The organism is Leptospira fletcheri (assembly GCF_004769195.1).
Lineage (GTDB): Bacteria > Spirochaetota > Leptospiria > Leptospirales > Leptospiraceae > Leptospira_B > Leptospira_B fletcheri.
Window position 1 is genome coordinate 207133 of sequence record NZ_RQET01000004.1, and the last position, 19289, is coordinate 226421.

A 19289-nucleotide genomic window follows, 5' to 3' on the forward strand; every position below is an offset into this window, starting at 1 on the left:
CCGAGCCTATCCTCTATGCAGGCTCCGAACCCCAAAGACTATACCGATTCTCTGTCTTATCTTCGAGATATAACCGCTAAACTCAGAGGGCCGGAAGGCTGTCCCTGGGACAAGGAACAGACGCATCAGACCTTGATTCCCTACATTCTCGAAGAGTCCCAAGAAGTCGTTGATGCCCTATTAAAAGAGGACGACGAACATTCCAAAGAGGAACTAGGCGACCTGTTATTTCAGATCGTTCTGCACGCGCAAATCGCTTCCGAAAGAGGCGCATACACGTTGGAAGACATCGCCAAAGACGTGGCCGAAAAATTAGTGCTGAGACACCCGCATGTTTTCGATCCGGAAAGCTCGGGATTCGGATCCTCGAATGAAGTGGTCGCAAACTGGGAACTTCTGAAACAAAAAGAAAAACAAACCAGAGGGAAAAAAGAAACGGAGTCTTCGTCCATTCTCAAAGAGGTTCCTGAGTCGTTCCCTTCCTTGTTGAAGGCCGAAAAATACCAAAAGAAAGCCGCGAAAGTCGGCTTCGATTGGAAGGACATGCGCGGAGTAGAAGAGAAACTTAAGGAAGAACTGGAGGAATTCCTAACCGAAGTTAAGGCTACGCCCGACGTTTCCGCCAACCAAGTCCGGATAGAAGAGGAATTGGGGGATTTTATTTTCAGTATCGTAAATCTTGCCAGAAAACTCGGGATTTCGGCGGAGTCTGCGCTTACAAGAACCAACCGAAAATTCAAACGTAGAATCGATTTCATACAGTCCGAATTGGCAAAACATGGTAAAATCTTTGCGGAGACACCACTGGAAGAATTGGACGAGTTGTGGAACGCGGCTAAAATTCCGGAAAAACGGACCGCGTCCGATCTCATGACCGAGAAACAAAACCTTACTTCGGATGCGGTACGGGAACTCTCATCCTATTTTCTTTGGAAAGAGAAAGAGACTTCCGAAAATGATTGGCCCAAGGAATTCTCTTTTCACCACAAATCGGAGGAATACAGGATCGTGTTTTCAGGATTAGGAGCGATTACGTTGCTCCCTGCAAAGGATCCCTGGGGAAGAAAAGGACAACCTATCTTCTATCTCAATTTGGAGAACAAAGAGCCGGGAAACGGGACTTGGACAGATTTAGAAGGTAAATCCTTTCTCAGCTCCGAAGAAATCCACCTTGGAATCCTTTCTGCCATACGCTCCTATAAGGAAATTATAAAATAATAGGAAATTTTTTGCCGTTTCATCATGAATCCGACATCAACTTTACGTAATTATCCATGTTCTTTTTTTGTCCGGAATGTTGAATTTTATCGTCGATTTTATATATGGGAAAAAAGACCGCTACAGACGGATCTCAATTAGGGGAAAAGACCCTTCCGAACTCGGATCCCGCACGGAGACCGCTTAAGGTATTGGCTGTGGATTCGGGCAAGGTAGCTCGTAAGTGGATCATTTCCGAATTTAAGGACCAAGGATTTCAGATCTCCGAAGCCTCCGATCTGCAGGAAGCGGCTCGTTTGGCGTTTATGGAAAAATTCGAAGTAATCACCGTAGGGCTTTATTTCCGCGAAGGAACCGGATTCGATCTTTGCAATTCAATCCGTAAGGACAGGATCAATGGAAAGCCGTTCGCATCCTCCGACGCAAAAATACTTTTCATCACTTCGGAATACAACGACTCCAATCGTATTAAGGCTCACGACGCGGGTGCCGACGGGTTCCTGGAAAAAAAACCGGATTTAACTCCTTTAAAAGAAACGTTACAGCTCATTATCAAAGATTTAAAGAGCGAGATTCCAGGGACGGAAGACCGGCATACTAAGGATGCTTCTCGGTTAAAATCCGTGCTGATGGTGGACGACTCGGAACTGAATCTTGTGCTTTCCAAGAGGTTATTAGAATCCAAAGGATTGAAAGTTCAAACGGCGATTTCGGGCGAACACGCGCTAAGAATTCTGCTGGAAGAACCCGAAAAATACGAAGCGCTCTTAACCGACATGTATATGCCCGGAATGAACGGCGATTGCCTTTGCGCTCGAGTGATGCAGGAATCGAAATTTTCCGGTTTAAAATTAGCGATCATTACCGCTTCGAATGAACTAGACTCCGAAACCGACAAAATCCCTTCTAACGTAAAGATTCTTGTAAAACCTTTCGATGCGGACGAAATCGTCGATTTTGTATCCGCCGATTAAGGAAGAAATTCCAATCCTACCAAAACGTCCGGAAAACATTCCTTTCGGATTTCCCCTTCGACTTTCGGTAATTTGGAATACCAACTCTTGTCCTCGTATTGTAGATCCATCCAATAAAAATAGAGACTAGCTTCTCCGAGTTCGTTCTCGATTTTGATTTCGGAAAAATCCTTTTTCAGATCCCCGATCCTTTCGAAAGTTTCGTTGTTTTTCGTCTTGTAATGCACTTCCCAAGGTTCGGCTCGAAACGGAGTACCTTGCGGATTCGGTTTTCCCTGATTCAGTTTCCAGCTTTTGATCAGAATTCTGGAAACGTCTTCATATTTTAAGATTTTTGAATATAAAACGTTTTCTCTTTTATGCTTAAAGGAAAATTCCTTCGGAGCGGATTTCCAAGTTCCGACGATGGTTCTCCCGTCACAGAAGAAACCCCTGATCTTGGGCCCTTCCGAAGCGCCGCTCTGCCCCACGCTGGCACCCACCTTGTTGGATTCCCCCCGAACATCGAATACCGGTTCGGTAGGTGATACGGGCTCTTTGGGTAAGGGAATTTTTTGGGCAAACAAAGACCCGGCAAGGAATATCGAAAAAAGGAGGAGCCGATGCGAGCCCCTCCTCTCCGGTTTTCCGTTTTTTACGGAAGATCGATCCATGTCCTTAAAGGCGTTTTTGGATCGCCTCCATAAACTGGAAGGTGTCCAATTCCTTCGGATTCGAGCTCGTCGTCAATAAGGTCAAATCCTTGGTCATTTCTCCGTCCTGGATCGTATCGATGACGGCCTTTTCCAATTTTTGCGCGAATTTGACGACTTCGGGCGTTCCGTCCAATTCGCCTCTCTTTTCCAGCGCTCCCGTCCATGCGAAGATGGAAGCTACGGAATTCGTGGAAGTACTTTCCCCTTTTTGGTACTTACGGTAGTGGCGGGTCACGGTACCGTGAGCGGCTTCGTATTCGAATTTACCATCGGGAGAAACCAATACGGAAGTCATCAGACCGAGAGAACCGAAGCCGGAAGCGACCATGTCGGACATCACGTCTCCGTCGTAATTCATCAGGGCCCAAAGCATTCCACCTTCGTTTTTGACGATCTGCGCCACAGCGTCATCGATCAAGAAATAGGAATATTCGATTCCGACTTTTTTGAGTTCATCCGCTCTCTTTTGCGAGACTTGGTCGAAAATCGCTCTGAAACGAGCGTGGTATTTTTTCGAAATCGTATCTTTGGTCGCGAACCAGATATTGATCTTTTCGGAAATCGCGTAATTGAAGCAGGCCTGGGCGAAACTTTCGATCGATTTGTCAAGGTTGAACTGGCCCATGATCACTCCGGGACCGTCGAAATCGTTGATCAAGACCCTTTCTTTTTCCTTTCCGTCTTTAGTAGTAAATACGATCTCCACTTTTCCGGCTTCCGGAATGTAAAGCTCTGTATCTTTGTACAAGTCTCCGAAGGCATGACGGCCGACTACGATAGGTTTTTTCCAGGACCGGAGCGCGGAAGGGATATTGTTTACGATGATCGGTTTGCGGAATACGGTTCCGTCCAAAATGGACCGAATCGTTCCGTTCGGGGATTTCCATTCTTTCTTTAGATTGTACTCTTTTACTCGATCCTGATTGGGAGTTATGGTTGCGCACTTGACGCCGACTCCATATTTTAGAATCGCATTGGCGGAATCGACCGTAACCTTATCGTCCGTCTTGTCCCGGTATTCCACTCCGAGATCGTAATAGTCCAGTTCTATGTCCAGATAGGGATGAATGAAACGATCCTTGATTTCCTTCCAGATGATGCGGGTCATTTCGTCCCCGTCCAGCTCCACTAATGGAGTTTTCACCTTGATCTTAGCCATTGGGTTCTCCTTATATTGAATTCGATGAATTAAAGTTAAAGCGCGGTGTGTCCATTTTCCAAGGACTTACGACTTGGGGAAAGAAGGATTCTCTTTAATTTTCAGGATTCCGTTACGTAGATAATGTAGGTTTTGAGTGCCGAAATAATTGATGGCCACCGGAAGGGAGACGATTCCCAAAACGGAAAAATATCGATATCTCAGGGAATCTTTTTGGGAAACGTTTTGGATGTTCTTTTCCAATTTGCACAGGATCCGTTTCCATCTTTCGAAAACCGATTGGAGACTCGAATTGCATTCCTCAAAATACAATTCCTCCGCCGAAGTCACGACTACGTCTTTTAAGCCTGTAGGCAGCGGGGGAGATCCGAACAAATCCCGAACCCGGACCAAGTCTTTTTCGATTTCAGATTCTTGCTGTCGAGGAATCGGTAAAATGGAACTAATCCCGATGGAAATCGGTAAAGAAAGTCGGAAGAGAAAATCCGACGCCACCATGGAATTCAGGTAGCGACGGACGGTTTCACCCAGAGAGTCCGGGTGGTCAAGCTGAATGTCGTTCAGGTTCTTGACGGTTTGGATTGTATATTGGCTGAGCTTGATCTTTTCGATCCAGAACAGACTCAATAGTTCCGTGTCCATGGCGGTATGGGTACATTTTTTAGGTTTCCCTTTTTTGGCAATCCCTATACGCCTGTGGAAATCTCCGTACGGTTTTTTCCGACCGGACCTGCGACCTTTTTCGCAGTTTCAACCTTCCCGTTTCGGATTCTCTCCCATCGATTTGCGCATTTTTCTCTTCATCCTGTATTTCCAATGTCTTCTATGTCTGCCTCCACCAAATCCGTGTCCGCCTTTGAAGAGAAGATGCGAAAGTACGAAAATTCCGAGTGCTTGTAAATACGTTATTTGTTTCCAACCAAATAATTCAGGCAAAAGCCAATTCCACAATTGCCAAACGATCGCAGCCGCTCCGAAAAAAAACAGGGGGATAAAGAGAATCCCAGCAAAAATCCTTCCCACTCTGTGCCTATGTCTATGAGTTTCCTTCATAATTCGTTCCTAATCAATATTCTTCGAGGAATAAGGACTTCAGTTCCTTCAACCTTTTTTCGAGAAAATTCCTCGCAGAAGACTTTCTGGCCGACAAAGTACCTTCCGGAATTCCAGTCTCTTCCGAGATCTCTCGGAATGTCTTTCCTTCGATCACATTTGCGACGAAAGCGGTTTTCTGATCCGCCGGAAGTTCTTCGATTGCGAGAGAAAGTTCTTCAAGCATCAAATTTCTGTAAAATTGTCTTTCCGGACCGATCCCCTCGTAGGAAAGGGAATTTTCGGATAGAAATTCGTTTTCGAGCCTTGTCCCTAGGTAACGTCCCGTCTTTTTCTTTCGATACCAATCTCCCACCTTGTTGCGCAATACTGCATACACGTAAGCCAAAAGGTATTCGATGGACCCACTGGAATCCAATTCGGTTACTGCAACCAAGAAAGATTCCTGCAAAAGATCTTCTGCCTCTTCAGGATCCGAAATTCGGGATCGTATCCATGCAAGGATCTTATTCCTTTCCCTTCGATAGATTTTATCCACGGATAGCAACGGTTCCTTTTTTCCTCTAATACCGTAGTTGTTTCAAAAGGAGAATCCCCGATTTTTTTTCCGAATTCTAGAAAAAAGGTAAAAAAATAATCCAAAAGGATCGCGATGAAATTTCCAGTACATCGTCCATAGTGCAGTGCCTCCCGCCTTCCCTTTCCATGTTGTCCTGAACGGAGTTTCCCCGGATTTTTTTGCGATTGGTCCTGAGGATTTTCGACAAGAGAGACCGGAGGAACTTAGGTGCAGACAAAGAGAATAGGAGAACTTACGGAAGATTCGGAGTGGAGAAAGTTGAACAAGGATAAGCTCGGTTTTTTTAGGATCGTGAGGACGTTGAATCGATATTACGATTCTATCCGACAAGCGGAGCATATCGATCCGGCTTCTTTCCGGAAAAGACTCGTAGAAACCGTCCCCGAAAAAACGGAGATCTTTTTTAAAAAATTCGGATCTTACGAATACTTGGTATTTGCAAGGATATTTTCCAAAGGAAAAAGCGAATCGGATTCCTGGATCCACATAGACGGCATCCGCCAGGAACAGGACGACATGAGAGAACGGGCCGTTCCGGATCATCCGGTTTTCAGCATACGATGTCTCAGCGACATTTACGAGGATTCCTGTACGGAAGTTACCGACTCCGAATTGGAATCGATCGATTGCCTTGGCGCCTAAACTCAGAATGCCTGGAATCCTAGTATTTTTCAATCGATCCGGCGAGAAATACTTGCCGGAAGAAAAGATGGGGATAGGAATAAGGGCCCATGTTTTCCTTCTCTGCCGGATCTTCCGTTCGATATGTCAAAACGGGCGTTATTTTATCCGCTCTCGTGATCGCATCTTTCTTTCCAAATGTAAGCGCGGAATCGGAATCCTTTCGCGCAAGAAAAGCGACCAAAAACGAAATATCTTTCCATCCATATCCTCAAGAAGGGTACTTTCAGGCCTGGAATTATTCGTTCACGGACGATCGTATTTTTATCTTCGCGACTTTCTTGGTCAGTAACCTAGGTCCCGGAACTCGAAACTCGGGGGTAAGCTTGGTCTTGTATGATAAGGAAAATGGCACCCGATTTCTCACCCAGGAATTTTCCCGCAACGAACTGAAAGCGGAACCGGGAGCGTTGGAATTGGAAATTGCAAACAATTCCGTTCAAAAAAACCAGGAAGGCCCGGAAATCAGAATGGAAATCGGGGAGACGAAACTCTTTCTTTCTTTCAAGGCAGGATGGGACAAAGCCGTCTCCCTTTCGGGAGGAAAAATCTCCTTACCCGAAAAGGACAGATTCGTGCAGGCGGACATCGCTTTTTCTTTCGTTCCTACCTGGGGATATTTGATCAGTAACGGACAGAAGATCCCTTTGGATGGACGGGGAGGAATGGAACATCTACTGACGAATTACGAGGTATACAAGTACAGTCGACGTTGGGAACTCTTTCGAACTCAGAACCTTTCCGGGGATCGACTGTATACGGGAGGGTTTATCGGAAACGAAACCTTTCCTGGACAGGAAATCCGGACAGTAAGTTCCACCGACGCAAATAGTCGGTTATTATTTTCCGCTAAGGTGCATAAATCGGAAGTTTTGGAATCGGAAAAGGATTCCTTTTCCAACTACGAATTGCCTACGAAAGAAAAACTCTACCTGGACGAACAAGGGGGTTGTACTCTTTCCATTCGGCGAAAGGCCGGAATCGGAAAAATCAACGTATTGTCGAACCTGTCTTCCGTGCTCCGGTTTTTTGTGAGATTATTCTTCGCCAAACCTTACCAATTGTACTTTTTAGCGGAGGCGGAATTGAATTGCGATTCTCCTCCGAAAAATTTCGGACAATTACCGAAGGAGAATCGTTTTACGGGAATTTTCTCGTACTATCTCATCAATCCGTAAACGGCTTCCGAAAGTTCGAACTTTTATTTAGCCTCTTTCTTCCTATGATTGGATAGAAGGATCGTTAAATAATAGGAAGCAGTCAGAACCATCATCAACCAAGGAATCAGATTTCCGTAGATCACATAAAATCCGGGAGGAGAATCGAAGACTTCGATTTTTTCCCAAGTAGTTTCCGCCTTCATCAAACCGGTGGATTTGCCCGGGACAAAGCGACCCAAGTGATCCACAAAACCGGAAATTCCAGAATTCGTGGAACGGACCAACCATCTTCTCCATTCTATGGATCTCAGCCTACCCAATTCGAAATGCTGATCGCTTTCGGTTGTGGTTCCGTACCATTTATCGTTCGTGAGATTCGCGATGAATTCTGGATTTCCAGAATTTCGGAACTTGCGTACGAATTCCGGAACGATCACTTCGTAACAGATCAAAGGAAGCATGGAGCCGGATTCCTTTAATGTAGTCCTGGTTCCGGCATAATAATTCCTGACTGCATCCGCGTTCAGTTCTTCCGTATCCTTCCAATATAAAGGATTCGGTTGTTTGGAAATTTCCCCGACTACGGAAAAATAAGGTAGGAGTTTAAAAGACTCTCCCGGTTCGAACCTTCCCGTTTGGGGGCTGATTTCGTACATGAATTCGAAAGGCATTGTTTCGCCGAAAAGAACCAGATATTGTTTTTGATAAGCGTTCGTCCGAATTCCGTTTGGATCGTAGATTACGTTATTGTTATAATATCTGAGATATTCCTTTCCCGAACTCGCCTTTTTGTACTTCGCGTCGATTTCGTTAAAGAAAACGTTCGCTTTGTATCGATTGGCAAAGATGATCATCAAGGCCTCGAATCTATACCAATACATTCTGTTCAACTCGGTAATCGGGGTTTTGTTGGCGGAAAAATACGGGACGCCGGCCTCGGGCAAAACGATCAAATCGGGATTTTTTCCCTCTTTCCGGACCGCATCGCTCACTAGGCGATCCATCCGATCCATTAGTTCCTCGATCACCTGCAAGGGGGAACGCCCCCGTTCGTCGCGGATACTCATGGGAGCATCGGGTTGAACTACCAACACTTCCAAGGTTTTGACGGGTTTTACTCCCTTCCACTTGAAATAGAGGGAAGTACCTGCAACCCAAAATAATAGGAAAAGCGCGAATGGCAACGACCAAAATTTAGCGAATTGAAACCTCTTTTCCGGAGAACGTAGGATTTCAGGCAGATGAAAGAGATTGGTCTCGAAAATCGTATAAGAAACGACGAAGACCAAAAAACTCAATCCGTATACGCCCGCGATTTCGACCGTCTGGGCAAGGAGTATATTTCCCGCCGCCAAGTTTCCCCAGTACCAAGGAAACAGTTGGGGGGCCAGCATATCCGCGACCAAGCCGCAAAATCCGGCGACCCAAACGCTATGCCTGCCTATTTTTTTACTCAGGAAAGAATATGTAAGCAGGAAGATCGGAAATTTAAATCCGAACAGCACACCGGCTAGAACCAGAATCAATGCCGAAATCGGTGCCGGAAAATTTCCGAACACCTGCGCCATATGAAAAATCCAATGAAAGGCGATCGAGTAAAAGAAGACTCCGAACAGGATTCCGTGAAAAAACAGACGTTTGTATTGTCCGGAATATTTATGAGCGATCCAAAAAAGACCGAAGGGAGCGACCCAAACGAAATGGCTCAAATAAAACGGAGCAAAAGCCAAAAAAGCCAGAACGGAAGTCCAAAGGTAGCAAAACCAATCGAACCAAACGGTTTTTTGAAATTCACGGAATTTGTTCAAAAAGGAATTCATGGGTACCAACGTTCATCGGAAGAAAATAGCAGGACGTCAATCGATTTCGACCGTTGCCTCGATCCGATCGTTCCTTTCCGAATTACGAATGGATTTCTTTTCGTATCCCTAAGCCCCCGAGAGATCGAATTTACGGAAATGCTTGCCTGATCCAGGCTTACGGCGAGCCTATCTGAAAAGTCGGTGATCGAATGAGTTCCTCCTATTTCAAAATTTCAGGCAAAAATCCCTTGAACGGTACGATAACCCCTCAAGGAAATAAGAACGAAGCGCTTCCCGTGTTAGGCGCGATTTGCATGACTCCGGGAGAAATTATCGTCGAAAATATCCCTTTGATCACCGACGTATTGATGCTTCTGGAAGTATTACGTCATCTGGGATTGGAAGTGGAGGATAAAGGCGAAGGTACTTTCCTATTTCGAAACCGAGGACAAATAAAATCCGATTTGCCCTACGAGTTATGTTCGAAACTGAGAGGCGCAGTCACTTTGGCCGGACCGATTCTGGCCAGCACAGGAAGGGTATTTTTACCCCGACCCGGAGGAGATAAGATCGGCAGGAGAAGAATGGATACTCACCTTCTCGCCCTGCAATCCTTGGGAGCGACGATAGAAGTATTTCCCGACGGTTACGAGATCAAAGCGGACCGGCTGAGAGGAACGGATATTTTGTTGGACGAAGCTTCCGTGACCGCAACGGAAAATGCCGTCATGGCCGCTACTCTGGCGGAAGGCACTACGATCATACGGCACGCCGCAAGCGAACCGCACGTACAACAGCTTTGTCGTTTTCTGAATTCCTCAGGTGCAAAGATATCCGGGATCGGCTCGAATATTCTCACCATCGAAGGAGTTTCTTCGCTAAAATCTCCGGAAAAAAAACACAGAATCGGATCCGACTATCTGGAAGTCGGAAGTTTTATCAGCCTTGCCGCCGTGACCGGAGGAGAAGTCTTTATCCGCGATGTCGATCTGGAAGACATACGTATGATTCGAATGGTTTATTCCCGGTTGGGAATCGAAGTTCGTCCCCAGGACGGTGGAATTCTGGTCCCGTCCGATCAGCAGATGGAAATCATACCCGACTATCACGGTGCGACACCCAAGATAGACGATTCTCCTTGGCCCGGATTTCCGGCAGACATGACTTCGGTGGCTCTCGTGACCGCCACGCAATGCAAAGGAACCGTCCTAATCCATGAAAAGATGTTCGAATCCAGGTTATTTTTCGTGGATAATATCATCGCAATGGGAGCTCAAATCATTCTCTGCGATCCGCACAGGGCGATCGTAATCGGACATTCTAGATTGTACGGACAAAAGGTCGCAAGTCCCGATATCCGAGCGGGAATGGCGATGGTCATCGCAGCCCTGTGCGCGGAAGGAACCAGCTATATCCACAATATCGTTCAAGTGGATCGCGGTTTCCAAGAGATCGACACTAGACTCCGATCGTTAGGAGCGCATATAGAGAGGATTCGGGAAGAATGAACCGGAGAGACTTTTTCCGGAAAAGTTTCTCGAAGGCGTTTGCCGTTATGGAGGAGAGCGCGGACGAAATCGCCGAGACCTGGAAACAAGTTTCAGGAGAAAAAAAAACGGATCCGATCGACCCGCCGGAAGAATCGCTTCCGAAAGCGCCGAAGAAAAAACGCGAAACGAATCGAAAGGAAGATTCCTTCCTATCTCAAACGAATTTCCCAAAACCGAAAAAATTCAAAGCTTTCCGTAACCTACAGTTTCCTCCCGGCGCGGATGCAAACGGTAAGCGTTTTCTTTCCAAATGCACCGGGTGCGGTGACTGTATGTATGCTTGTCCGTACTCAGTTTTATTTCCGGTTCCGAATGATGAATTAGGAAAGCATCTCCCGCACATGGACGTAAATCTGAATGCGTGCATGCTTTGTAAGGATTTTCCTTGCATAGCCGCCTGCCCGGAAGGAGCACTTTTACCGTATAAGAAAAACGAAACCCCGAAATTCGGCAAAGCCAAAGGTTGGTTCCAGCATTGTATCAACTCTCGCACGCAGGAAAAGACTTGTGAGGCTTGCGCTGCCGCTTGTCCGGTTCCGGGCGCGCTGAAATTCAAGGGGAACAAACCGACCTTCACGGCTTCCTGTACTGGCTGCGGACAATGCGTATCTTCCTGCCCTACGTTTCCGAAAGCGATCGTGGTTAAATAATCGTACGTTTTTAATATCCGAGAGCTTTACGGATCTTTTCCGGGATGTCCTCAAATTTGGGATATTTGTGTTTTTTCCCGTCGGGAAAAACGACGTAGTAGGTGCCGTTTAGGATTTCCATATAATAATTTCCCTGCTTTTTTTGGCCGATGGAAGATTTGTCCATTTCCTTGACCATAGCTTGATAGCGCGGGGGAAGGGCCGCCCAAGATCCGTAGACCTGGATTTCTCCCGCATGATTTACGGTATAAAGACCGTTTTCATGCATGATCTTGATGCCGTTATAATCGAAGACTTCCAAAACGTTCACTTTGGGTTCCTTCTTCTTAGACGCAACATTCGATTCTGGACCCTTGTATTCGTTAGGATCCATATTGTACTGAACCAAGGACTTATGGGACGGTTTTTTTCCTCTCGTGAATAGAAGATAGAGATAGAAGATTCCGGACAGAGAAATCGCCGCAAAAATTAACAACTCGAAGTGTTTCGTCAGCCACCCCATAAACCCTATTTAAGTCTATATTCGATAGCCTTACAAGTAAAAGGCACAGGGTCCCCTGCCTGAATCCAAAAAGTACAGTCTTCAGCGGCCACCGACAAAACGCAGTTGTTGACATCCCTTTTCCGGGAACGTCCCGGAACAAGATGGGTAATTCCTCTGCTGGAACTACATTGTAAATCCTTAGCCCCGTATGCGGCCAGCAACAGAGAAGACGCCTGCTCGAACGAATAAAAATCGTCGTCGGGTGTAGCACAAGTTCCCAACCAAACCAAGGATAGGAATAGAATCGGCAGCTTCTTGCTCAAACGGACTAACTCTTGTTTTTGGACTGCAATTTTACCCTTTCGTCTACCGGAAGATCCACGTCTCCGAGAATGGACTTATAGGTAATAAAACCCTTGATCCGTAAATTCGGATCTTTTCCGGAAAGAATATCTCTAGTCAATACGGCGGCAACTAAGAGAAGATTTTGGTTCATCCTTTTTTCGAAAAGAGTTTCCAAACTCAAAGAGACATTTTTCTTCGAAAACGCGGGAACGACCGTTTCCTGTTTGGAAATGATCCGAGCCAACTCGTTCTCTCCGTTTTCCCCGGAAGGCGAGGTCACAGACAAATCGAAGCCGTAGACCGTGACTTCCGTATCGTTCGGATTTTCGATCTCCAAATCCACACGTAAAAGCATTTTCGGGATCGGGGGAAAAGAGATAAATTCCACCTTCTCCGCCTTAACGTCGGCGACCCGAAATTTACAGGATTCGAGTCGTTTCACGTTTTGTCTTAAGGCAAAACAGGATACCGCAAACAACGAAAGGAGCAGGAAAATTCCTGCTCCAAATCGAGCGGTAACCGGATTTTTACGCGGAAATGTCTGCTTTACGGATTCCATCCGGTTTGGATCAACACCTTTCCTCTAGTCATATTCTCTGCATATTCCTTTATGGCTCGATCCGCTTCTTTCAAAGGGATTCGAGAAGCGATTTCCGTTTGGAATTCCTGTCCAAGCAGAGATCGAACTTCGGAAGTAATTCTCCAGAGTCTCCATGGGCTCTGGGCAGGCAACCAAGAAGACAACCAGAAACCCTCGATTTTCTTATCCTGGAAAATCCCCATCCCCGCATGATAGGAAATCGGCTCTTCGGACAAAGCACCATAAACGACGCATTTACTTCCGTACGGCATCGCGGCCAAAACCTTCCCTGTCAATTCTCCCGCCACCGCGTCCAGCATAATGGTAGCTTCCAGTTTGCCCGAAAGAACTCGCAGCTCTCGTTCGAAATTCGGAGAGGAGGAATCCAGGACGTGTTGGGCGCCTAGAGATTTCAGCAAATCCGACTGCTCTTTTCTTCTTACGATATGTATTCCGGGAATTCCTTTTTTGATCGAAAGCCTAAGGATCATTTTTCCCAATGCGGATGCCGCCGCCGTCTGGACGAATGCCTTGTGCTTCTCCCCGACGATCCGCTCCATCATGGCTAGGGCAGTGATCGGATTCACGAATAGGCAAGCCCCTTGTTCCAATGTGGTTTCTTTCGTAAGGGGAATGCAGGAGAAACCGTCCGTAATCATATATTCCGAATATGTTCCGTCTCCTTTCCCCGGAGCGGTACAAGCAACGGCCTTTCCAAGTAGGGAATTTGCGCGCCATCCGCCCCCGCTCGCGACTACGACCCCGCTTCCTTCGAAACCCGGAACCACGGGTAATTTCTTTTTAATCCCGTAGAGCCCGCGCATGAACATCAGATCGGAAGGATTGATGGAAGCCGAATGGATCCTGATCAGTACGTCTCCCTTCTTTAAGGGTTTCGTTTCTTTTTCTACGATTTTTGCCCTTCCGGGTTGTTCGCTATATTCCTTTAGTTCGTAAGCTGAATACGTTTTCGGAATTTCCCATTTCTTTGACATAAACCTTTCCTTCCTTAATTTTCATCTTCCAAAAGAAGATGGCGGATCGAGTCCGCATTTTCTTTCTCTATATAATTGCGTAAAAAAATCTCCGCGTCCTCTTCCGTCTTGATCGAAAACCAAATTCCTTCCGGATAACTGACTTGGACCGGACCCAGCTCGCATCGATCCAGACAGCCGGACCGCTGGATGCGGATCCGATCCTTCAAACCGAGTTCCTTGAGTCGCTTTTTCATGTATGCGAGTAGAAGAGGGGAACCCGCCCTGCCACAGGAAGGCCTTTCTCCTTCTTCCCGGATATTATCGCAAACAAATACGTGTTTTTTATAGTACATGTTCAAATCTCTTAACATTCTCGGAAGGATGAATTCGGGTAGTTTACCCTAATTTGAAACGGATCGTCCGGATTGAATCCTTTTTTTCCTTTTTGATTTTTGTTCGGAATTCCAACGAATTCCAAGAATAAAGATTTGTTTTTTGAAAGAATGATCAAAAAAACGAAACATAGATCGAATTCGGAGGGATTTATGAAACTCGGCATTCTTACGACATTTACTCTCGCTTTGTTATTTCTCGATTGTGGAAAGAAAGAATTAAAACCGGTTACCGATGCGGAAAAGCCTCTTTTCGAAACCGTATTACAAAAAAACCAGGAAGTGATCGACGGTTTACTGAAAACCGAAAACCGAGCTCCGGATACGCAGGAATTGGAAAAAGCCTTGGACTCGCTGGCTTCCGCCAACGGGGGTTTGTCCGAAACCGCCGCCGAGCTCAAAAAAGCGTTAAAAGAAGTAGAAGCTCCCGACCTGGAAGGTTCTCTGATCGCATATTCCAAATTCAGCGATCTACTTGCTTCCACCATGAAAGGAAGAGGTTTGGAAAACGGTCGAAATCGCTTCTATTGTCCTATGGTCAAAAAAACCTGGGTGGCTTCCGGAAGCAAGATCCGAAATCCTTACGCTCCGGACATGCGGGATTGCGGAGACATCGTTCCTTAATTCATTTTTCGGAAATCGTCCTATCGTGACCGTATCGACTCAAACCAACGATTCCTGCAAGGTCGGAGTTCCGATATCCAAAGCTTGTCCGGGCAATTGTCGTACGGATTTGAGAAAAGACAAACGGCTGGAAAAAGAGGACTGCAAAGCGGTCCATAAATTGGAACAGCTCCTCTACGGACAAAATACTCTCAGTGTCGGAGCTTCGGCCTTCCACCAAGCTCCTGCCGAATTGTTGGAAGAATTCTCCGAAGAATCCGAAATCGGATTCGAACTCGTTTCGTATTTCTTATTGATCTCATCTCCTGAACAAGTGCAGGAAACCGTCCGAGAGATGAGCAATCCTTTACTTTATAGAATCGTAAAGGAGGAATTCGATCTCTTTATGATGCTACGAAAAGCCGGAGGTAGAGCGGCCAATTTTCTGGACTCCAAAATGGTTCGTTATTGGAGGAAATTGCCGGAATCCAGGGTAGTCGATTTTATCATGTACTGCGTACGGGGAAGGAAAGATCCGGAATTCGCGTCCCGATTTCTGTATCTGCTCTCCGGTCGTTCTCTATTGGAACTTCGGAAACAAACCGGCATAACCGTATCGGAGGAAAAAGAACTCTACTCAGGTTTGCAGGATTCGATTTATGAATTCCCCATTCATTTTCCGGAAATGTATCCTCGTTTGATGGAGATATTCTCGGATGACCCCGAAATTTCCATCATTCTCTCTACCATGGCGGCTCTCGTAGAAAGAAAGGAAATTCTAATCCATTCCGGAGAAGAAGTGTTACGGATTCTCGGCAAAACCCACAAGAAGCTTGCCCACCAATCCGTGTTGGACTATCTGCTTACCTTGGACCAGGATGCAGCGCTCGAAATACTTTCCATGCTGGAAGAAAACAAGCACCTAAGTTCCTCGGAAAAGGAACTACTAAGTTCTTTTCTCAGAAAGGACGACGACGATTCGGGAAAAAAATTCGGCTTTCGCTAAACCCTTTCTTCGACCTCGTATTCTCGGAACAAACTTTTCTGATTTCCGATTTCACTCTGGAATTCCACCGGATAATCCGCCGTAAAGCAGGCGTTGCAAAAGCCGCCGCCTCTATGTTCTTGGACCGCCTTATGCATGGAGTCCACAGATAAATACGCGATGGAGTCCACTCTCAGGTATTTCCGGATCTCTTCTATCGTATGAGTCGCGGCGATCAATTCCTTATGAGTCGGTATGTCTATTCCGTAATAGCAGGGCGAAATCGTAGGCGGCGCGGAAACGCGTAAATGAATCTCCGTCGCGCCGGCATTGCGGATCATTTTTATGATCTTTCTGCTTGTGGTTCCTCTCATAATGGAATCGTCCACGATTACGACTCGCTTTCCTTCCACAACGTTCTTGACTACGTTGTATTTGATCTTGGCGCCGAAATCGCGGATCTTTTGATCGGGTTCGATGAAGGTTCTGCCTATATAATGCGAGCGTATCAATCCGGATTGGAAGGGAATGCCCGAAGCCTCGGAATAGCCTAATGCAGCGATATTAGCGGAATCCGGTACCGGAATGACTACGTCTGCGTCGACCGGTAATTCCTTGGCCAATTGACTTCCTAGAGCCTTTCGCACTTTGTAAACGGATTCCCCGAAAATATTGGAATCCGGACGAGCAAAATAAATATATTCGAATATACACAGAGCCGGTCTTGCCTGTGGAAACGGATAAAAAGATCGGGGACCTGAGCGATCTACTACGATCATTTCTCCCGGTTCTACGTCCCTTTCATATATCGTATCCGTAATATCGAACGCGCAGGTTTCGGAAGCGAACACGTAGGAACCGTCATCTCTCCTTCCCATTACGAGGGGCCGAAAACCGTTGGGGTCCCGTACTGCAATCAATTGCGTCTTGGTAAGCACCACTAACGAATACGCTCCTCTGACCTTTTTCAAGGCGGAAGAAAGAGCGGATAGAAGATCCGTTTCTCCGGATCTAGCCATTAGGTGCACAATGACTTCCGAATCAATCGTAGTTTGGAAGATGGAGCCTTCCTTTTCGAGCTGGGAACGAACTTCCCAGGAATTTACCAAATTTCCATTATGAGCCAAAGCGATAGGACCTAGATGCGACTCCACACGCAGAGGTTGGGCATTCCTCAAAAAGCTGGCACCCGTAGTGGAATATCGATTGTGGCCGATAGCGGAATTTCCCACGAGCTCCCGAATCTTTCCTTCGGTAAAAATGTTCGCCACAAGCCCCATTCCGGCGTATCGATAAAGATGCTCTCCGTCGGAGGTAACGATTCCGCTGGATTCTTGGCCTCTGTGCTGCATGGAATAAAGGCCCAGATAGGCGAAGTTAGCGGCTTCCGGGGAATTAAAAATCCCGAAAATAGCGCATTCTTCTTTTGGTTTGTCATCTCGGACTAGGGTCCGTAGATTGGACTTATTGGGAATCGAGCTCATGGTCCCCCTTCCTATGCTAATCTTCCAGGTCACGGTTTAGATGCAAATACAATCCGATTATATCGTAATCGATAATGTCCGAAGTCTTCAGTTGGCATTGATCACTCTATCTCAATCGGATTGCCTTTCCGTAGACACGGAATCCTCGGGTTATTACACGTATTATTCAAAAGTCTGCCTGATCCAAATCTCTTCGAGAGGAAAAAACTACATTTTCGACCCTATCCGTTTGGACGACGTATCCGGACTCGGTCCCCTCTTTGAAAACCCTGCGATTTTAAAAATATTCCATTCCGCATCCGACGATATCAAGGCGCTGAAACGGGACTTTTCTTTCAAATTCGAAAATATCGCCGATACCATGTTCAGCTCCCGATTATTAGACTTGGAACAGAACTCTCTTCTCTACTTAGTCGAACATTATCACAAAGTAAAATTATCGAAAAAGGAACAAAAATCGAATTGGGAAAAACGTCCCTTGGACAAGAGCCAACTCCAATACGCCGCTCTGGATACCGTTTATTTGGAATCGATCTGGGAAAAGATGAAGGAAGAGTTGACCAAACGAAAATTATTGGACGAGGCCCTGTCCGAATTCAAAAAACTGGCGGAAGAGGAATCGGAACCTTTCGAAGGTTTTTCCATCACCCTGGAAAAATTCCCGAACGTCCTGGAATTGAGTTCCGACGAACGGCGAGCCTTATACGATACTCTCGTATTCCGAGATGAAAAAGCCCGACGATTCAACAAAGCTCCGTTCCGGATTTGGAATAACGACAAGGTCCTAGAGCTAGTAAAGGCCCGACGGGATTCAGCCAAATTGATCGAGTCCGTCGGCAAGAAAGACGCGGATCATTTGCTATCTATATACAATAACCCGGGCGGCCCGCCGATCCCCAAAAACGATCTGTTTAAACGCGCAACCGAAGACCTCGCTGGAGAGGATGCGGATAGATTCAAAAGGCTGAGACAATGGAGGGAAACCATTATGTCCATTCGGAGAATGGGCCACAATCTGATGCCTTCCAATAAGAATATCGCGGAGATCGCCAAGAAAAATCCGAAAGGGATCGACGAGTTACGGGAATTGGGTATTTTTTCGGAATGGAAAGTTCAGAATTATGGTCCGTCGATTTTGAATGCACTTCAATCAAAACCGTACGAAACTACTCTTACGAACCTGATTCCGATCAAAAAGAAATTTGATTAAGTTAGACTTAGAAGAACTACGACAAAGACTACCGCTCAACCGAGATGGAGAAGATTCCACCCCTCCGCAAAACGTCGCGATCTCCTCGGTGATCATGCCTCTATTCCGCAACGGAAACGGTTACGGTTTTCTATTACAAAAGAGAAATTCCAAACTTTCAGCCCACCCCGGGCAAATTGCATTTCCTGGAGGAGTAAAAGAACCGGAAGACAAGGATCTTCTTTCCACCGCTCTGCGGGAATGGACCGAAGAAATGGGAGCCCCTTCCCAAGATCTGGAAGTGATCGGAAATTATAAAGGAATCTACACTCACACCGGATTCCATATTACGCCCTTTTTATCCCTTTACAACGGGAACTTCGAATTCTTCTACAACCGGGAAGAAGTCGAAAAAATCATCCGTTTGGATTTAGACCGCTTAAATGAGGTTCCGTTCTACGGTCTCCGCATGAAAAGGAACCCGGAAGGCCCCCCGTTGGATATCTATTACTTCGATTTACAGGAAGGACTATTATGGGGGGCGACGGCTCGGATTTTGGTAAGCTTCTTGAGAGAGCATAGCAATTTTGAGAGAGAACCTCTCTTACGAAACCCGAATCTCTCAGTTCCTCCGTTCTTGGATCCGAAAAAATAGGATCGTTTTCTTTTCGGAAGCAGACGGGAATCGTTCGGGCCGGATTTTTTTTTCCTCCTTCTTCAATTTTTCT

The 19289-nt window shown here is 46.2% G+C and carries 22 protein-coding genes; 10 read left to right on the forward strand and 12 right to left on the reverse strand.

Features of this window, described 5'->3' with window-relative positions; all coding sequences use genetic code 11:
- Positions 1-15 precede the first annotated feature (15 nt).
- Together mazG and EHO60_RS04320 are read left to right on the forward strand one after the other, a co-directional pair.
- A complete protein-coding gene (gene mazG, locus EHO60_RS04315) occupies positions 16-1218 on the forward strand; it encodes a nucleoside triphosphate pyrophosphohydrolase (RefSeq protein WP_135766939.1) in 1203 nt (400 codons plus the stop codon).
- 104 nt (positions 1219-1322) lie between these two features.
- On the forward strand, positions 1323-2192 hold the full coding sequence (locus EHO60_RS04320) for a response regulator (RefSeq protein ID WP_135766940.1): 870 nt from the start codon (positions 1323-1325) through the stop codon (positions 2190-2192).
- On the opposite strand, the gene EHO60_RS04325 is transcribed toward EHO60_RS04320, so the two are convergent.
- From EHO60_RS04325 to EHO60_RS04345, 5 genes are all read right to left on the reverse strand, one after another.
- Positions 2189-2845, reverse strand: coding sequence for a hypothetical protein (locus EHO60_RS04325; RefSeq protein WP_135766941.1), 657 nt, complete (start codon positions 2843-2845; stop codon positions 2189-2191). The two genes, EHO60_RS04320 and EHO60_RS04325, sit on opposite strands and share 4 nt — an antisense overlap.
- A 4-nt stretch (positions 2846-2849) precedes the next feature.
- The gene (locus EHO60_RS04330; RefSeq protein WP_135766942.1) at positions 2850-4046 is read right to left on the reverse strand and encodes an NADP-dependent isocitrate dehydrogenase; all 1197 of its coding nucleotides are present in this window, start codon (positions 4044-4046) and stop codon (positions 2850-2852) included.
- A gap of 66 nt (positions 4047-4112) precedes the next feature.
- Positions 4113-4688, reverse strand: coding sequence for a hypothetical protein (locus EHO60_RS04335; RefSeq protein ID WP_135766943.1), 576 nt, complete (start codon positions 4686-4688; stop codon positions 4113-4115).
- 108 nt (positions 4689-4796) lie between these two features.
- Positions 4797-5099 carry a hypothetical protein gene (locus tag EHO60_RS04340; RefSeq protein ID WP_135766944.1) on the reverse strand — a complete coding sequence of 101 codons (303 nt, stop codon included), beginning with the start codon at positions 5097-5099 and terminating at the stop codon, positions 4797-4799.
- A 13-nt stretch (positions 5100-5112) separates the two neighbouring features.
- Entirely contained in the window at positions 5113-5637 is a 525-nt protein-coding gene (locus tag EHO60_RS04345; protein WP_246028134.1) for an RNA polymerase sigma factor, read from the reverse strand.
- 249 nt (positions 5638-5886) lie between these two features.
- Here EHO60_RS04345 and EHO60_RS04350 point away from each other — a divergent pair, with 249 nt between their 5' ends.
- Complete coding sequence (locus EHO60_RS04350; RefSeq protein WP_135766946.1) at positions 5887-6321, forward strand: LIC_13246 family protein; 435 nt, start codon at positions 5887-5889, stop codon at positions 6319-6321.
- A gap of 89 nt (positions 6322-6410) precedes the next feature.
- Positions 6411-7538, forward strand: coding sequence for a hypothetical protein (locus EHO60_RS04355; protein ID WP_135766947.1), 1128 nt, complete (start codon positions 6411-6413; stop codon positions 7536-7538).
- Positions 7539-7561: 23 nt separating this feature from the next.
- Here the strand turns inward: EHO60_RS04355 and EHO60_RS04360 are convergent, their stop codons facing one another.
- Positions 7562-9340, reverse strand: a complete 1779-nt coding sequence (locus EHO60_RS04360) for an apolipoprotein N-acyltransferase (RefSeq protein ID WP_135766948.1) — start codon at positions 9338-9340, stop codon at positions 7562-7564.
- 191 nt (positions 9341-9531) lie between these two features.
- Here EHO60_RS04360 and murA point away from each other — a divergent pair, with 191 nt between their 5' ends.
- Together murA and EHO60_RS04370 are read left to right on the forward strand one after the other, a co-directional pair.
- Positions 9532-10830 (forward strand): UDP-N-acetylglucosamine 1-carboxyvinyltransferase, encoded by a 1299-nt coding sequence (murA, locus tag EHO60_RS04365; protein WP_135766949.1) that lies wholly within the window; start codon positions 9532-9534, stop codon positions 10828-10830.
- The gene (locus EHO60_RS04370; RefSeq protein ID WP_135766950.1) at positions 10827-11522 is read left to right on the forward strand and encodes a 4Fe-4S dicluster domain-containing protein; all 696 of its coding nucleotides are present in this window, start codon (positions 10827-10829) and stop codon (positions 11520-11522) included. Before murA ends, EHO60_RS04370 begins: the two co-directional genes overlap by 4 nt.
- Before the next feature lie 10 nt (positions 11523-11532).
- On the opposite strand, the gene EHO60_RS04375 is transcribed toward EHO60_RS04370, so the two are convergent.
- Genes EHO60_RS04375 through EHO60_RS04395 form a run of 5 tightly spaced genes read right to left on the reverse strand, consistent with a single transcriptional unit; the run spans position 11533 to position 14261 of the window.
- A complete protein-coding gene (locus EHO60_RS04375; RefSeq protein WP_135766951.1) occupies positions 11533-12024 on the reverse strand; it encodes a hypothetical protein in 492 nt (163 codons plus the stop codon).
- A gap of 5 nt (positions 12025-12029) precedes the next feature.
- Positions 12030-12329, reverse strand: a complete 300-nt coding sequence (locus EHO60_RS04380) for an LIC13255 family lipoprotein (protein ID WP_135766952.1) — start codon at positions 12327-12329, stop codon at positions 12030-12032.
- A gap of 5 nt (positions 12330-12334) precedes the next feature.
- On the reverse strand, positions 12335-12910 hold the full coding sequence (locus EHO60_RS04385) for an LEA/WHy family protein (RefSeq protein WP_135766953.1): 576 nt from the start codon (positions 12908-12910) through the stop codon (positions 12335-12337).
- Positions 12898-13926 (reverse strand): zinc-binding dehydrogenase, encoded by a 1029-nt coding sequence (locus tag EHO60_RS04390; RefSeq protein WP_135766954.1) that lies wholly within the window; start codon positions 13924-13926, stop codon positions 12898-12900. The genes EHO60_RS04385 and EHO60_RS04390 overlap by 13 nt, the downstream gene beginning before the upstream one ends.
- Before the next feature lie 14 nt (positions 13927-13940).
- A complete protein-coding gene (locus EHO60_RS04395) occupies positions 13941-14261 on the reverse strand; it encodes a (2Fe-2S) ferredoxin domain-containing protein (RefSeq protein WP_135767946.1) in 321 nt (106 codons plus the stop codon).
- Positions 14262-14453: 192 nt separating this feature from the next.
- Here EHO60_RS04395 and EHO60_RS04400 point away from each other — a divergent pair, with 192 nt between their 5' ends.
- Both EHO60_RS04400 and EHO60_RS04405 read left to right on the forward strand, forming a co-directional pair.
- Positions 14454-14924 (forward strand): LIC13259/LIC11441 family protein, encoded by a 471-nt coding sequence (locus EHO60_RS04400; RefSeq protein WP_135766955.1) that lies wholly within the window; start codon positions 14454-14456, stop codon positions 14922-14924.
- 25 nt (positions 14925-14949) lie between these two features.
- Positions 14950-15909: a hypothetical protein gene (locus tag EHO60_RS04405; protein WP_210409316.1), complete on the forward strand. Its 960-nt coding sequence runs from the start codon at positions 14950-14952 to the stop codon at positions 15907-15909.
- Here the strand turns inward: EHO60_RS04405 and purF are convergent.
- Positions 15906-17372 carry an amidophosphoribosyltransferase gene (gene purF / locus EHO60_RS04410; protein ID WP_135766957.1) on the reverse strand — a complete coding sequence of 489 codons (1467 nt, stop codon included), beginning with the start codon at positions 17370-17372 and terminating at the stop codon, positions 15906-15908. The two genes, EHO60_RS04405 and purF, sit on opposite strands and share 4 nt — an antisense overlap.
- Positions 17373-17412: 40 nt before the next feature.
- Here purF and EHO60_RS04415 point away from each other — a divergent pair, with 40 nt between their 5' ends.
- Positions 17413-18582: a ribonuclease D gene (locus EHO60_RS04415; protein ID WP_135766958.1), complete on the forward strand. Its 1170-nt coding sequence runs from the start codon at positions 17413-17415 to the stop codon at positions 18580-18582.
- Positions 18578-19216 carry an NUDIX hydrolase gene (locus tag EHO60_RS04420; RefSeq protein ID WP_425460280.1) on the forward strand — a complete coding sequence of 213 codons (639 nt, stop codon included), beginning with the start codon at positions 18578-18580 and terminating at the stop codon, positions 19214-19216. Before EHO60_RS04415 ends, EHO60_RS04420 begins: the two co-directional genes overlap by 5 nt.
- Positions 19217-19289: the final 73 nt, after the last annotated feature.